Consider the following 16,098-nt stretch of genomic DNA (forward strand, 5'->3'; position numbering starts at 1 on the left):
GTAGCTGTAAACTTGCAATATGTGTTAATTTATACTCTTTTTAGAAGGTATTTATACGAAAAAACGCCTTAATTAGAGTTAAATTAAGGCGTTTCAATTCATTATATAATTGTAAACTATTTATTTTTTAAGAAATGATTCAGCAAAAACGATGTTGAACTATCATGATTTTTAACTGTGTTAGAATTAATTTCGTCTAAGATTGAATTAGCAAGCTGCTTACCTAGCTCAACTCCCCATTGATCAAAACTAAAAATATTCCAGATAACACCTTGAACAAAAATCTTATGCTCATAAAGCGCGATTAAAGATCCTAGACTTTTTGGAGTTAATTTTTGAACCAAAATTGTATTGGTAGGTTTGTTTCCTGTAAACACTTTAAAAGGTAATAAATAAGAAGCTTTATCTGCTGCAAGTCCTTGTTTGTCAAATTCTGCCTGAACCTGTTCTGCGGTTTTTCCATTCATTAAAGCCTCAGTCTGTGCAAAGAAATTCGACATTAATTTATTATGGTGATCCTTATTTCCGTAAAGAGGTTTTACAAATCCAATAAAGTCTGTTGGAATTATCTTCGTTCCTTGGTGGATTAACTGGAAGAAAGCATGCTGCGAATTAGTTCCTGGCTCTCCCCAGATAATAGTTCCTGTTTGATAGTTAACCGGTTTTCCATCACGGCCAACACTTTTACCGTTACTTTCCATTGTTGCCTGCTGTAAGTAAGGTGCTAATTTTGATAAATATTGAGTATACGGAATCAAAGCTTCACTCTCTGCACCGTAAAAATTATTATACCAAATGCTTAACAAAGCCAAAATTACAGGAATGTTTTTGTCAAATTCTGCCGATTTGAAATGTTCGTCCATTTCGTTTGCTCCAGTTAACAATTGGTTGTAATTGTCAAAACCAATTGCCAATGCAATGCTTAAACCAACAGCACTCCATAGAGAAAATCTTCCTCCAACCCAGTCCCACATTGGGAAAATATTATCAGGGTTGATTCCGAATTCTGTAACTTTTTGAATGTTGGTTGAAACCGCAACGAAGTGTTTAGCAACATCTTCCTGAGAAGCTGATTTTAAAAACCATTCTCTAATCGTTTCTGAATTTGAAAGTGTTTCCTGAGTAGTAAACGTTTTAGAAACAATTAAAAATAAAGTCGTTTCAGGATTTAGTTTTTTGATGATTTCATTTACATGGTCACCGTCAACATTTGAAACAAAATGTGTATTTAAATGATTTTTGTAAAATTGTAAAGCTTCAACCGCCATAACCGGACCAAGATCTGAACCTCCAATTCCAATGTTTACAATATCGGTAAATGCTTTTCCTGTATATCCTTTTCTTTGTCCAGAAATAACTTCTTCCGTGAAATTTTTGATTTTATTTTTCACTTCATACACTTCAGGAATTACATTTTCTCCATCAACATTAATAACTGCCGATTCAGGAGCACGTAAAGCCGTATGAAGAACTGCACGATTTTCTGTCTGATTGATTAATTCTCCTCCAAAATAATCAGCAATTGCATTTTTTAATCCAATAGAATTTGCTAGTTCTAATAGAAGTGAAACTGTTTCTTGGCTGATGTTGTTTTTAGAATAATCAACTAAAAAGTCATTCCATTGTATGTTGAATTTCTCAGCTCGTGAGTTATCTTGTTTAAATAAATCCTGTATTGTGGTTCCATGAACTGCATCGAAGTGTTTCTGCAGATTTTTCCACGCTTCAGTTCCGGTTGGGTTGGTAGTGTTTAAAGCCATTTGTATTTTATTATTGAATTGTTTTTTTTAGAAACACAAAAATACTGAAATAACTTTTAAAAGGAGAATGGTTGATGATTATATAACAATAAGTTACGAAAACGTTTTATGATTCTGTTAGTTTTTTATTCGTGTTGTTATTAGAATAGCGCCGTCGTTTTCTTTTTCATTATAAATAATTCGACTACTATTTTGATTTAAAAAATTTAAACTATTGATGTCAGATTTTTTTAATGGTAATAAGATGGTATCTTTGATTTTGTCATATTTAAATGGTATTCCGTCTATTACGATTAAAGGAGATTTGCCTATCTGGTTTTCTTCAAAAATATCATTTATGAATTTAGAAACGTAATATCTGTTTTTTCCAGAATCATTTAAGATAAAAGTCTTTGATTTAGTGCATCCGATTATTATCACTGATATAGATATCAATAAAAACTGCTTGATCGTTTTCATTATATTTTACCAAACTTTCCACCAAGGTTTTTTTACTTCTGTTGCTTTTCCTGATTTTGAAATTTCAAGATGTTTTATAGATTCTAGTTTTTGAACTTTAGAATCATCATAGAAAAATTCTCCATTTTCATTCATTCCAATTGGTAATTTGGTTCTTTCTTTCCACGCTTCCGTCTGCAATTCAGGAGTTAAGTCGGCATTGATTTTTTCGCGAAAGCGTTTCTGAGCTTTTTCAATGATTTCCTCTTCAATATTTGAAGTTGAATTTTTAAAAAGTGGAATTGAATTTTCAGGAATGTGCAATAAGAAAATTTGTGTTTTATGGTCGTCTTCCTGAATGTCTAAAACCTTAAAAAAGGTATCAGCCGACAGAAGATAATGTCCAATTTTTGCCGAGTCAGGATTGAAAACGGATAAATCTTTGGCATCAGAACTCGCAATTAAATATCGCAAGTTTCCTGAAAGTCCACCACTCATACGTGTAATATCTGTAAATCCTTTTTCTTTAATAATTTGCCCAATCTGATATTTTGCAATTAAATCCGGCGAAAGTGTAGTATCTCTGTAAAATAGTTTTAATCCTGAAAAAGTTTCATTAAAAATCGTTTCAATTCGTGAGTTTTTCATGGGTGCTATTTTTAAATTGGAACTATTAGTTGATTTTTAATATTGCCATTTTTTTACAAGATCTCTTCCGAATAAATCTTCAACGATTTCTTCAGTCCATTTTTCGGCTTGTTCTTGTTCAACATCTCCAAAAAGATCTTACAAATTTCCAATACTGTCTAATTCTCTTTTCAAAGGTTCCATTTGTTTTAAGAAACGGGTTTTGTCATTTCCAGTTAAAGATTCGCCGGTTGGTAAATTCAATCGAAGCGCATCTACTTGAACTCCATTTTTCCAGAAACGATAACAAACGTGCGGACCAGATGCTAAACCTGTACTTCCAACTAATCCAATTGTTTGTCCTTGTGTAACTCGCTGGCCGCGTTTTACCAAAATTCTAGACATGTGTAAGTATTGTGTAGAGTAGGTTCCGTTGTGTTTTACTTTTACAAAGTTTCCGTTTCCTGCTGTATATCCAGTTGCTTCTACAACTCCAGAAGCGGTTGTCGAAATCGGAGTTCCGGTTGGAGCGGCATAATCTGTTCCTTTATGAGCTTTCCAAGTATGTTGTACTGGGTGAAATCTGTTCATGGTGAATCTTGAAGTGATTCGGCTGAATTTGATTGGTGTTTTTAGGAAGAAATTTTTAAGAGTTTTTCCTTCATCATCATAATATTCTATTTTTCCTGAAAGGGTGTCTTTTTCAAAAGGAAAAGCGTAAACAATTTTTCCTTTGTATTCAAAAAAAGCCGCTTCTAATTCTTCTACACCATCATAGGTTTTTCCATTTATAAAACGTTCTGTAAAAATTAATCCATAGCGGTCTCCTTTTTTTAGTTTAAAGAAGTCAATAGACCATGAGAATACTTTGGTAATTCTGCTGGCCAATGCTGTTTCGACACTTTCATTTCCTAATGTTTCAGATAAAGAACTTTTTAAAACACCACCAATAATTTTTCTTTTTAAAGTTACCGGTTTTACCTTTTTAAAGGCTTTTGCAATGCTGTCTCTTAAATCGATAACATAATAGGTTAAAGCATCTGGCTGATAAATAAAAACCTGAAGATTGTTGGTTTTGTTTTTAGAACGAAGTAAAGTGAAAGGTTTGTTGTAACGAATAGAAGTAACATTAAAAGAATCTTTTACTTGTTCTACGATGTCGTGCACTTTTTTGTCTCCAATATTTTGACTCTGCAGAATAGATCCAAATGAATCTCCTTTTGAGATGGTGTCATTTACAACATTGAAGTCAGCGTAATTAAAACCGAATTCTATTTTTTTGGTTTTTGGTTTAGTAATTTTGTTTTCGACTATTGTTTCTTCTTTTTTATTACATGCGAAAATAGAAAACAAGACAATAATAATTACGGCTGCTTTTTTCAAACTTTTTAAATTTTGTTGGGAAATTAGAGTGATTTATTCATTTCCCCAATTGGACAATTCTTCTTCGGTCCACAATTTAGGAAAAAAGATGCGTCTTTGGTATTTTGGGTGCATATATTTTTGCCAGTCGCTTCCTCCGGTTGCTTCACCGTTTCCTTTTCCGCTTTCTAAAATATATTTAATAGCAGTATTTAAGTGCTGCATTACCCAAGTAATGTTTACCGTGTAATCGTAATGACGCATGGCTTTGATTAATTCAGCATTCTGCTGATCTTCAACAGGTAATTGTGTGAATTTCTGCCAAATGTTTTTCGTTTTAAACGAAGCCATTTGTCGTAAAAATTGATCTTTATATTTGTTTTCGAATTGCTGCAGCAAATATGATTTTTCTCCAGTATGATAATCTTTTCCGGCAGCCTGCCAGTATAAATGTTCGAAGCTGGTTTCTAAATCAGTGTTTTCGTCAAAATTTGCTTTGTATCTTCTGTCGATTAAATTAATAACGTCTGTAGAAGCAAATTCGATCAATCTATATTGTGCGCTTTGAAAACCGCTTGCAGGAGTAAGCGTGTTTCTGAATTTCATGTATTGATCGACTTCCATTCCGTTTTCCATGATGCTGAATGAATTCGTCAGCATATCAAAGTAACGTGTAATTCTTGAAAGTCTTTCGCTGAAAAAATCTACTTGAATGTTTTGTGTGTCGGCAATCTGGTCAATTTCCCACAAAATCATTTTAAAGATTAATTCGTTTACCTGATGGTACATAATAAATACCATTTCATCAGGAAGCGTAGTGCGTTGTATTTGTAAATTTAAAAGAGCATCGGTTTGAATGTAATCCCAATAAGTGATTGGTTTTGACCAAAGTAATCCTTCTAACTGAACATCAGTTTTTTGGTTTATGGCTTGAAATTTAAGGTCAATTTCTTTTAAAATTGATTCTGAATGATCGGTTAGATTCATTTTTTCTTTTTTACTTTAAGTGGATTTTTCAACCCTTTGTATTCATCGAGATCTGCTTTTAGAGATCCAACAGCAAGATCGGCTTTAATTCTAATAGGAACTTTGTTGTCGTCGTCTGTAATCCAGAGCGTTAAACTTTCTTTTTCTTTAAAAACCCTTCCTGTTTGCACAAGTGGTTTAAAAACCATGGTAGAAACTGTTCCAAATTTAGTCGTAATATCTTCACGACCTACATATTTTAACTTAAATTTTGTGATTTCATCGTCAAAAAACATGTCAATTGTAATCGCTTCTCCCGATTTTAATTTGTCAATATTTGGATGATTTCTTAAGAAATAAAAAGAAGAAACAATATCCTGCACATTATCAGTAACTACAATCGTTTTTTCAGTTTTTCTTTTATAGTCTTTTACTAGAACTCTATTGTCGTTTTGATTAAAAAATCCTTCTTGATTTTTGGTGTAACCACCTTCGTCTATTTTTCTAACGAAACGATAAGGACTTCCGTTTTCTTTGTCAAAATAACTTTCATAAAGATCTTCTACTTTAAAGAAAAATTTTGACATTCCTGTTGTATATCCTTTTCCAACAGCGTGGTATACTTTTTTGTTGTTTATAGTGGCATCTTTAACTTCAAGCGTTGCGTATCCGGCATTTACAATTCCGTAATGAATTCTGAATTTAAAAAATTCACCGGTATCGAACGCATCTTCTTTCTGCGAATCGAATCCAAGTGTTGTTAGTGCTAATATGATGAGAATGAGCTTTTTCATAGTACAATTTTTACATTTCATTATAAAGATAGATAAATGCAAATTTTATTCCAAATGTACCTAAACAAAAAAACTCAGCCAATTATGACTGAGTTTTTATGCTATTAACTAACCAAAAAACTATAAATTATGAAATTTATATCAATTCAGAAGGAAACCACCCCTTCTTGATTTGCGAGTGCAAAGATAGATACAAAATCCATAAAAAAAATAGCAAAAAGTAAGTTTAACATAACATTTGCATAAAAATCATCATTTTGCAGGGATTTTTTTTGCATAATGTAAAAATATCGCATTTTTACAAAGTTCCTCTCAATTCTTGTTCTCTCTCAATTGACTCAAACAGAGCCTTAAAGTTTCCTGCACCAAATCCTTTTGCACCCATTCTTTGAATAATTTCGAAAAATAAAGTGGGTCTGTCCTGAACAGGTTTTGTAAATATTTGTAATAAATAGCCATCTTCATCGGCATCTACCATAATGGCAAGCTTTTCAATTTCGTTTAAATCTTCTTTCATCATATCCATGTGAACTCCTAATCTTTCTGGAATTGCTTGATAGTAAGTATGTGGAGGAGCCGATAAAAATTCAACACCGCGTGCTCTTAACTGAGATACGGTTTTAATAATGTCATCTGTAGCAATCGCGATATGCTGGATTCCAGGTCCGCCGTAGAAATCTAAATATTCTTCAATTTGAGATTTTTTCTTTCCTTCTGCCGGTTCGTTGATTGGAAATTTAATTCTTCCGTTTCCATTAGACATTACTTTACTCATCAATGCAGAATATTCGGTAGTAATTTGTTTGTCATCAAAAGAAAGGAAATTTACAAATCCCATCACTTCTTCATAGAATTTTACCCAAGTATTCATTTCATTCCAGCCCACATTTCCAACCATATGATCAATGTATTTTAATCCAGTTGGTTCTGGATTGAAGTCAGATTTCCATTCTTTATAACCTGGCAAGAAAACGCCGTTGTAATTTTTTCTTTCTACAAAAATGTGAACGGTTTCTCCATACGTATAAATTCCAGAACGAACTACTTGACCAAATTCATCTTCTTCAACAGTTGGCTCCATAAAAGAACGTGCGCCACGTTTCATTGTTTCTTCGTACGATTTTGTAGCGTCTTCAACCCAAAGTGCTGCCACTTTTACTCCGTCACCGTGTTTTTTCAAATGTTCGTTTATTGGAGAATCAGCTGTTAAAGGTGTTGTGAGAACAATTCTGATTTTATCTTGTTTCAAAACATACGATGCTCTATCTCGTACTCCTGTTTCTAATCCGGCGTAAGCCAATGACTGATATCCAAATGCAGATTTATAATAATGTGCTGCCTGCTTAGCATTTCCCACATAAAATTCTACATAATCTGTTCCTAATAATGGAAGGAAATCTTGTGCTCCTTCAAATATTTTCTCTAATCCGTATTCTACTGATTTTACTTCTTTGCTCATAATTAGATAATTTGATAATGAGAAAATGAGATAATTTTGAAATGAGGTTAATTAAAATAATTCTCTAATTGACACATTTTCTAATTTTCTAATTCCTCCTAGATGTTGATATTATTTTATTTAAAATTTTTAAAATTTCTGAAAGATCATTTAATAAACGTTTGCAATTTGGATATTCACTATGTGCATCACACAAGAACAACCAATATTCAGTTTCGTCTGCCTCTTTAATTGCTATTTTTAATTTGTGTATAAAATCAGCTTTACTTTCTGCATTTTGAGACTCTTTCGAATTTGCCCCAATTGATGTTCCGCTTTTTAATAATTGATTGGCAATGACAAACTTTTTTTGTTCTTGAAGTTCATTAGTGTAATCAATAATGTTTAAGGCGAAATTGAAAGTCTTAATTAAAAGAGCGTTGTCTTTGTATTTTTCGTTAAAGGTCATTTTGTCCAATTAGATAATTTGTCAATGTGTCAATGAGATAATTTATTTTGTAAGTTTAAAATTACAATAATTATTTTAATTATTTCATTTATACGTTTTCAGGCATTATCTAATTTTCTAATTGCCACATTAACTAATTACTACTCAGTCCAGGATTGGTAATATTTCCCATCATCCAATCCCATTGCTTCTTCAGTAACCATTAATGGACGGAAAGTGTCTACCATAACGGCTAATTCCTGAGTTTCTTTGTGACCAATGCTTCGCTCCATTGCGCCTGGTGCTGGACCGTGAGGAATTCCTTTTGGGTGTAAAGTAATATGACCTTGTTCGATATTATTACGGCTCATGAAATCGCCATCAACGTAATAGAGTACTTCGTCAGAATCTATATTGCTGTGATTATACGGTGCCGGAATCGCTTTTGGATGATAATCGTAAAGTCTTGGGCAGAATGAACAAACTACAAAAGCAGCTGTTTCAAAAGTTTGATGTACCGGTGGCGGTTGGTGAACACGTCCCGTTATAGGTTCAAAATTATGGATTGAGAAACCGTATGGGAAATTGTATCCGTCCCAGCCCACAACGTCAAAAGGATGAGTTGCATAAACCACTTCGTGAATCATGCCTTCTTTTTTAATTTTCATTAAAAAATCACCTTTTTCATCGTGCGTTTCTAATTCATTTGGCAGAATAAAATCACGTTCGCAAAATGGCGAATGTTCTAAATGCTGTCCTGATTGGTTTTTATAACGTTTTGGTGTATAAAAAGGAGTATATGATTCTACATAGAAAAGTCGATTGTCTTCTGTTTCGAATTCTATCTGATAAATAATACCACGCGGAATAATCAAGTAATCACCATATTCAAATGGAATATTTCCTAACATGGTTCTTAATTTTCCTTTTCCTCGATGAATGAAAAGCATTTCATCGGCATCGGCATTTTTATAGAAATAACTTCGCAGCGATTCTTTCGGCGCAGCCAAACCAATAATACAGTCTTTGTTGACTAACATGGCTTTTCGGCTGTCCAGAAAATCATTTTCCGGTTTTAACTCAAAACCTTTAAAAAGAAGTGATTTTATATTTTTGCCAATTGCAATTTTGGGCTCTACAGAATAGGAGTTTAAAATTTCTTTTACCTGAGTTGGTCTGTGAACATGATACGATAAAGAAGAATGTCCGTGAAAACCTTCTGTTCCAAATAACTGTTCGTAGTAAAATCCGCCGTTTGGTTTTTCGAATTGGGTGTGTCGTTTTTGAGGAAAATCCCCAAGTTTGTGATATAGTGGCATGGCTTTTCAATTAGATAATTTGTAAATTAGATAATTCGAAAATTTGAATTGCATTAACCAATAATCAGTTCAATTTTTTCAATTGACTAATTATCTCAATTCGATAGAGCCATTATTCAGGATTTCTCTTCATGAGAAATTGAAGATACTCTAATAAACCTGTCCATTTTGTTTTCATCACAACAAATATCGTAATTTTTTTTAATCAAAATTACACATTGTATTATTTATAACATAAAATATTTCTAAAAAATCAGCTTAGAATAAAAAACCAATACTAAACCATGTAAAGCTTTTTGATATTTCGGGCGACCATGATTGTTTGATTTCAATTGGACCAATTATAGTTTCTAGTCCATAACCCAAAGCATAACCCGTATATTTAGGCATTGAAACCCAATCGACAGAAGTAAAAATATCATCGCCCAAGTTGGCAAAATTGGCAGAGAGATTAATGTGATTTTTTTTCAAAAATTCGTAATCCAGTGTAATATCAGCTTTTATAAAACTATTTCCGGCAATACTTAAGAAATCATATCCGTAGAAATAATTAAAGTTGTTGATCTTGTTATAACCATAACCTCCTAATATAAAATCAAAGTATGGAATGCTGTCGCTTCCTATATTGAAACCTGCATCGGCACCCAATTTTATGGTAGCTCTGTTGAAAACGGTTTTTACAAAACCAAGTTCGGCTTTGGCAATAGAAAATGGTTTGAATTTATTGGTGTAATCCGATGAAGCAAGAAAAGTTTGCAGATCTGTAGAGAAATACAATCCTGAACTTGGATAATATTTGTCATCTAGAGAGTCATATTTCAAATAAGCAAATGCACTAAAATAATTGCTCTTGTCGATTATATTTTCTTCATTGATAAGTGTAGGCGAATTTATTTTCAGGTATTTGTATTCTAAACCGCCGCCCATTAAAAATTTCTGTACAAAAATAGTCTGGAAATACGCTTGATTTGATAAATCCATAAAGTCAACATTGATTAAATTGACGTTTGGATTTTCAGAAACCAGATTGCTTAAACTTGTAGTTACATTTCGGTTGAACTGGTTTAATCGTGAACGGAAACCAAAGCTGATATTGAAACCATTTTCGACATAATAACTAAAATCATATCTGAAATTATCTCCCAAGATAATGTCTAATGAAGTAACATCATTTTTTAGAAATGTCTTTTTGTGAGTTAGATTCAGTAAAACAGCGCTTTTATAAAGTCCGTCATAATGAAGACCCAGTTTTAAAAACGTTTGTGTTGGATTTTCTCTTAGAACCAAATCCAGATCATCCTTTTTACCATCAGGTTGCAGACAGTATGATATGGTGCTGAAGTTTTGTGTGGCATTTAAATTATTAATTCCCGTTTTTAAATCATCATATGTGATTGTACTTCCTGGCTTAAAACGTAATTTACCACGAATATATTCTTTGGTATAATTGTCTAATCGATCGGTGTTTATTTTTTCGATTCGGAGTGTGTCAGTAGCGACTTTTAATTTTGGTTTTTTATAAAAGTTGTCTTCGTTGACCAATGATTTGATTTTTTCATAAACAGCGAAAGCGGCTTCTTCACCTTTTCGAATGATTTCTTCACCTTTGTCAAATGAAATAACACCATAATCACGAATGTCTGGTTTGATATAAACATCTGTGTCTTTGATTTTGTTTTTCATTTTATCAATAGACTGCAGATTGGTAATCTGTACTAGAATTCTAGTAGCGTTTTTGAGGTTTTTTCGTTTCATCAAATCGTCCTGAACATCAACACCAATAATAATATCGGCACCTAGATTGCGAACTTCTTGGATAGGGTAATTGTTTACCACACCGCCGTCAACCAATAAATTGCCATCGATTTCTACAGGTGTAAATAAGGAAGGAAAAGCCGCACTCGCCATCATGGCTTGAACAAGATTTCCTTTATTTAATAAAACTTCTTCGCCGGTTTCAATGTTGGTTCCAATACATAAAAACGGAGTAGGGAGTTTATTGAAATCACGAATATGGCGTACATTTCTAGTTAAACTGCTCAGTAAATTGTAATTGTACATTCCTTTTGAAAGTGCTTCGGGAATACCGACTCTGAAATTACTAAACGGAAGAACAATGGCATACAGTTCGTCATTTTTCTTTCCGTAGAAATTTTTAGAAGAACGCGGAATGTAATCGTTGATTAGTTCGTCGAAATTGGTTTTTTTGAAAATAGAATCAATTTGCGAAGCATTATAACCCGAAGCATAAAGTCCGCCAATAACTGATCCCATGCTGGTTCCGCCAATATAATCGATTTTGATTCCGGCTTCTTCCAGAACTTTTAAAACCCCAATATGAGCAAAACCTTTTGCACCGCCGCCGCTTAATACCAAACCAATTTTAGGTCTTTTAACGCTGTCTTGTTTTGCTTCCTGCGAAAATGATTTTTGAGGAAGAAGAAGAAGTAAGCATATAAAAATTGAAAATACGGTGCACCAAATGTTTCCAATCGTAATTGAAATAGAAGAAATACCTTTAAAATAGGTATTTGATTTGGAAATCTTGGTAAGGCGCATAAAAACTTAACTAGTTGGTTTTGTAAAAGTCGACAATTTTTTTGGCTTTTGATACACCTATAACTGCAGATATTTCTTTTTCTGATGCTAATTTCAATCTTTTAACACTTTTGAAATGTTGTATTAACGTCTGCATGGTTTTTTCACCAATTCCAGGAATACTTTCTACTGATGAATTAAGAGCAGATTTACTTCGTTTGTCACGGTGAAACGTGATTCCAAAACGGTGTGCTTCGTTTCGCAAATGTTGAATTACTTTTAAGGTTTCTGATTTTTTATCCAGATATAACGGAATCGAATCACCTGGATAGAAAAGTTCTTCCAGGCGTTTGGCGATTCCAATAATCGCAACTTTTCCGCGTAATCCTAAATCATCGATACTTTTTAGTGCTGCAGACAATTGTCCTTTTCCACCATCAATAATAATCAATTGCGGTAAAGGCTCATTTTCGTCCAATAATCGTTTGTAACGGCGGTATACAATTTCGGTCATCGAAGCAAAGTCGTTTGGACCCTCAACGGTTTTGACATTAAAATGACGGTAATCTTTTTTGCTTGGTTTTCCATCTTTAAAAACCACACACGCGGCAACGGGATTGGTTCCCTGAATATTCGAGTTATCGAAACATTCGATATGACGTGGTTCAGAAGGCAGACGTAAATCTTTCTGCATCTGTGCCATGATTCTATTAGTATGCCTGTCCGGATCAACAATTTGTAATTGTTTCAATTGTTCGATTCGGTAGAATTTTGCATTTCTGATGGATAAATCTAAAATCTGTTTTTTGTCTCCAAGCTGCGGAACGGTTGTTTTGATGTTTTCTCCCAAATCAATTTCGAAAGGAACAATGATTTCTTTTGATAATAAATGAAAACGCTCCCGAAGTTCCACGATTGCGAGTTCTAATAATTCTTCATCACTTTCATCCAGCTTTTTCTTCATTTCTAAAGTATGAGAACGAATAATCGAACCATGGGAAATTTGTAAAAAGTTGACGTAAGCGGCCGTTTCATCTGAAACAATCGAAAAGACATCAATATTGGTAATCTTCGGATTTACAATGGTTGATCTTGATTGATAATTTTCAAGAACTTCAATTTTTTCTTTGATTTTTTGTGCTTCTTCAAACCGTAATTCTTCGGCGTATTTTACCATTAAGCGCTTGAAACCTTTCATGCTTTCTTTGAAATTTCCTTTCAGGATTTCGCGGATTGCATCGACTTGTTTTTGGTATTCTTCCAGAGGTTCCAAACCTTCGCATGGTCCTTTGCAATTGCCAATATGATATTCAAGACAAACTTTAAATTTTCCTGAATCGATATTGGATTTGTTTAAGTCGAAATTGCAGGTTCTTAGCGGATATAATTCTTTAATTAAATCCAAAATAGTGTGTACCGTTTTGAAACTGGTATACGGGCCAAAATATTCAGAACCGTCTTTGACCATTCTTCGGGTTGAAAATATTCTCGAAAAAGGTTCTCTTTTAATACAAATCCAAGGGTAGCTTTTATCATCACGAAGCAAGACGTTGTATCTTGGCTGTAATGTTTTAATCAGATTGTTTTCCAGTAAAAGCGCATCGTTTTCTGTTGGAACGACGATGTGTTTTATGGTCACGATTTTTTTTACCAGAACATTCGTTTTGGCTGTATCATGAATTTTATTGAAGTAAGAAGAAACCCTTTTCTTTAAATTTTTGGCTTTTCCTACGTATAATATTTTCCCGTCTTTATCGTAATATTGATACACGCCGGGATTGTCCGGTAAGGTGAGAATTTGAAGATCTAAGGACGGTTTTTGCATTCTGTTTTATTTCTGAAGATGGTGTGTAGACTTTTTCAAAAACCATTCCGATTTGAGAAAAAAACCTTAACATTGATTTAGTTTCAAATTTACGAAATCAAAAGAATAATTTCTATATTTAGATTTTATAATTCTGCATGAAAAATAGTAAGCCCTTGGTTATTTTCGGCGAATCGATTCTGCCGGGAGAACATAAAACGATAAATGTCGAAATAGCACGATTACATACTACAACAAAACTTAATATTCCTGTTATTGTCCGTCGTTCAAAGCAGGAAGGTCCGGTGGTTTTATTTTCGGCAGGAATTCACGGAGACGAAATTAATGGTGTAGAAATCGTTCGTCAAATCATCAGCAAAAAAATTAACCGACCTGAAAAGGGAACTATTATTTGTATTCCGATTATCAATATGTACGGTTTTGTGAATAAATCTCGAGAGTTTCCAGACGGTCGTGACTTAAATCGAGTTTTTCCAGGAAGCAAAAAAGGTTCTTTGGCCAGTAGATTTGCCTATCATATTGTCGAAGAAATTCTGCCAATTTTAGATTACGCAGTCGATTTTCATGCAGGCGGAGCAAGTCGTTTCAATGCGCCGCAAATTAGAATTACCGAGAATAATCCCGAATTGAAAGTCTTGGCCGATATTTTTAATGCGCCTTTTACACTTTATTCCAAAAATATAAACGGTTCTTTTAGAAAAACTTCTGAAAGTGCCAATGTAAAAATGCTGCTTTTTGAAGGAGGAAAGTCATTGGATATTAATAATGAAATTGCCAATCAAGGAGTTTTAGGAACAAAACGTTTGCTTCATCATTTAGGAATGCTGGATTCAAAACAAATTGTCGAGCAAGCATTAACACCTTCGATTTATATTAAACATTCGGTTTGGCTTCGTGCAAAATGTTCGGGACTTTTACATGATTTTAATTTGATTGGGAAATTTGTAACCAAAGGCACTATCTTAGCGATTATTACAGATCCGTTTGGAAAGTTTGAGCAGAAAGTAAAAGCGCCGCATGATGGATTTGTGATTAATGCCAATCATTCGCCTATCGTATATGAAGGCGATGCGATTTACCATCTTTCTAAAACTACTCCTGAAAATGCCGACGAATAAAAAAGAATTACGACTTCATTACAAAAACCTTCGAAAAGAACTTTCAACCGAAGATATTGAAGAGAAAAGTCTGGCTATTGCCAATAATTTGATCCAATTACCAATTTGGGATAAAAGTTATTACCATGTTTTTCTTCCTATCATAGAACATAAAGAAGTTGATACGGAATTTATCCTGCATTTGCTTTCGGGAAAAGATAAAGAAATTGTGATTTCAAAAAGTGATTTTGAAACTCGAGAAATGACGCATTTTTTATTGACCGATAATACCAAAATAAAGAAAAACGAATTTAATATTCCCGAACCTGTAAACGGACTTGAAGTTCCAGTTTCAATAATCGATGTTGTTTTTGTACCGCTTTTGGCATTTGATATTTATGGCAATCGTATTGGCTACGGAAAAGGTTTTTATGATAAATTCTTGGCAAAATGCAAACCCGAAACGATAAAAATTGGTCTTTCTTTCTTCAAATCTGTAGAAATGATTGATGACGTTTTTGAATCGGATATAAAATTGGATTATTGCGTTACGCCTTTAAAAATCTACACTTTCTAATTTTAAACCATATAAGTGATATAAATTATTTTAAGCTTGAATATTTTTGAAGTTAAATTTTGTTATAACACTCAATTTGAAATCCAAAGAAAAGAAAAATCCCAAATTCCAATTGTTAACTTTGGAATTTGGGATTTTTTATTTGAAATAATGAATCCGTTTTATTTGACTTCTTTAATGGTAGTTCCATCAATCCAGCCTTCGGTTCCATCTGTCAGTTCGATTTTTTTCCATTTGCCTACGCTTTCCATCACATATACTTTCGCACCTTCGTGAAGCAGAATAATAGCCGAACCTGCTTTTTGAGGTTCGCTTCGTACTTCGCTCATTTCAGAAAAAACAATGGCTGGGCGATCGTTATCGAAGTGGTTTTTTTCAGACATTCCCGCCGAAGCACTTAACCCTAAAGCCACCAGAAGAATAAACATTCCTATAAAGTAAATTCTTTTGGTAATGGTAAGCTGTGAAAAATAATATCCAATAAAACATAGTAAAAAGGCAAAAGCAATTCCAATAGAAATTTTTGCCCACATATTGTAATCAAAAATAGAAGTGAAGTTTTGGATTAGTTTTGCGAATCCTACTTTTGGTACTTCTTTAATTTCATCAATAGTTAACTTTTTGGCAAATTTTAAGTTGTTTAAAGTCTCCGGGTCGTTTGGTTTAAGCACAAGAGCTTTTTCGTAATTATAAATCGAAGGAGCGACCTTATTTAGTTTGTAATAACTATTTGCGAGATTGAAATACAATTCAGCCGATTGAAGTTTATCTTCTTTAATAATGTCTTCATAAACCTGAACAGCTTCCTGATATTGTCCCTTTTGGTACAAAGCATTTCCTTTCTCAAAACTGCTTTGAGCAAAGAAAACCTGTGAGATTAGTAAAAAAAGATATAGTATATTTTTCATT

At 33.3% G+C, this 16,098-nt stretch carries 14 protein-coding genes; 2 read left to right on the plus strand and 12 right to left on the minus strand.

Going from position 1 to position 16,098, the window contains the following annotated elements; all coding sequences use genetic code 11:
- Nucleotides 1-116 precede the first annotated feature (116 nt).
- From pgi to uvrC, 11 genes are all read right to left on the minus strand, one after another.
- Complete coding sequence (gene pgi / locus J0383_RS12460) at nucleotides 117-1,760, minus strand: glucose-6-phosphate isomerase (RefSeq protein ID WP_207294373.1); 1,644 nt, start codon at nucleotides 1,758-1,760, stop codon at nucleotides 117-119.
- A 117-nt stretch (nucleotides 1,761-1,877) separates the two neighbouring features.
- On the minus strand, nucleotides 1,878-2,219 hold the full coding sequence (locus J0383_RS12465; protein ID WP_239023069.1) for a hypothetical protein: 342 nt from the start codon (nucleotides 2,217-2,219) through the stop codon (nucleotides 1,878-1,880).
- A 6-nt stretch (nucleotides 2,220-2,225) separates the two neighbouring features.
- Nucleotides 2,226-2,846, minus strand: coding sequence for a hypothetical protein (locus tag J0383_RS12470; protein WP_207294374.1), 621 nt, complete (start codon nucleotides 2,844-2,846; stop codon nucleotides 2,226-2,228).
- 138 nt (nucleotides 2,847-2,984) lie between these two features.
- A complete protein-coding gene (locus tag J0383_RS12475) occupies nucleotides 2,985-4,208 on the minus strand; it encodes a peptidoglycan DD-metalloendopeptidase family protein (protein ID WP_207294375.1) in 1,224 nt (407 codons plus the stop codon).
- A 33-nt stretch (nucleotides 4,209-4,241) separates the two neighbouring features.
- Nucleotides 4,242-5,174 carry a tryptophan 2,3-dioxygenase family protein gene (locus tag J0383_RS12480; protein ID WP_207294376.1) on the minus strand — a complete coding sequence of 311 codons (933 nt, stop codon included), beginning with the start codon at nucleotides 5,172-5,174 and terminating at the stop codon, nucleotides 4,242-4,244.
- The gene (locus J0383_RS12485) at nucleotides 5,171-5,947 is read right to left on the minus strand and encodes a DUF3108 domain-containing protein (RefSeq protein WP_207294377.1); all 777 of its coding nucleotides are present in this window, start codon (nucleotides 5,945-5,947) and stop codon (nucleotides 5,171-5,173) included. The genes J0383_RS12480 and J0383_RS12485 overlap by 4 nt, the downstream gene beginning before the upstream one ends.
- Nucleotides 5,948-6,245: 298 nt before the next feature.
- Nucleotides 6,246-7,406: a 4-hydroxyphenylpyruvate dioxygenase gene (hppD, locus tag J0383_RS12490; protein ID WP_207294378.1), complete on the minus strand. Its 1,161-nt coding sequence runs from the start codon at nucleotides 7,404-7,406 to the stop codon at nucleotides 6,246-6,248.
- A gap of 88 nt (nucleotides 7,407-7,494) precedes the next feature.
- A complete protein-coding gene (locus tag J0383_RS12495; RefSeq protein ID WP_207294379.1) occupies nucleotides 7,495-7,854 on the minus strand; it encodes a four helix bundle protein in 360 nt (119 codons plus the stop codon).
- Between the two features lie 140 nt (nucleotides 7,855-7,994).
- Nucleotides 7,995-9,152 (minus strand): homogentisate 1,2-dioxygenase, encoded by a 1,158-nt coding sequence (locus J0383_RS12500; protein ID WP_207294380.1) that lies wholly within the window; start codon nucleotides 9,150-9,152, stop codon nucleotides 7,995-7,997.
- 258 nt (nucleotides 9,153-9,410) lie between these two features.
- Entirely contained in the window at nucleotides 9,411-11,711 is a 2,301-nt protein-coding gene (locus tag J0383_RS12505) for a patatin-like phospholipase family protein (RefSeq protein ID WP_207294381.1), read from the minus strand.
- Between the two features lie 10 nt (nucleotides 11,712-11,721).
- The gene (gene uvrC, locus J0383_RS12510; protein WP_207294382.1) at nucleotides 11,722-13,515 is read right to left on the minus strand and encodes an excinuclease ABC subunit UvrC; all 1,794 of its coding nucleotides are present in this window, start codon (nucleotides 13,513-13,515) and stop codon (nucleotides 11,722-11,724) included.
- Between the two features lie 137 nt (nucleotides 13,516-13,652).
- Here uvrC and J0383_RS12515 point away from each other — a divergent pair, with 137 nt between their 5' ends.
- Together J0383_RS12515 and J0383_RS12520 are read left to right on the plus strand one after the other, a co-directional pair.
- Nucleotides 13,653-14,633, plus strand: coding sequence for a succinylglutamate desuccinylase/aspartoacylase family protein (locus J0383_RS12515; RefSeq protein ID WP_207294383.1), 981 nt, complete (start codon nucleotides 13,653-13,655; stop codon nucleotides 14,631-14,633).
- Complete coding sequence (locus tag J0383_RS12520) at nucleotides 14,620-15,189, plus strand: 5-formyltetrahydrofolate cyclo-ligase (RefSeq protein ID WP_207294384.1); 570 nt, start codon at nucleotides 14,620-14,622, stop codon at nucleotides 15,187-15,189. Before J0383_RS12515 ends, J0383_RS12520 begins: the two co-directional genes overlap by 14 nt.
- A 161-nt stretch (nucleotides 15,190-15,350) precedes the next feature.
- On the opposite strand, the gene J0383_RS12525 is transcribed toward J0383_RS12520, so the two are convergent.
- Entirely contained in the window at nucleotides 15,351-16,097 is a 747-nt protein-coding gene (locus J0383_RS12525; protein ID WP_207294385.1) for a tetratricopeptide repeat protein, read from the minus strand.
- Nucleotide 16,098 lies beyond the last annotated feature (1 nt).

It is taken from the genome of Flavobacterium endoglycinae (assembly GCF_017352115.1).
Taxonomy (GTDB): Bacteria; Bacteroidota; Bacteroidia; order Flavobacteriales; family Flavobacteriaceae; genus Flavobacterium; species Flavobacterium endoglycinae.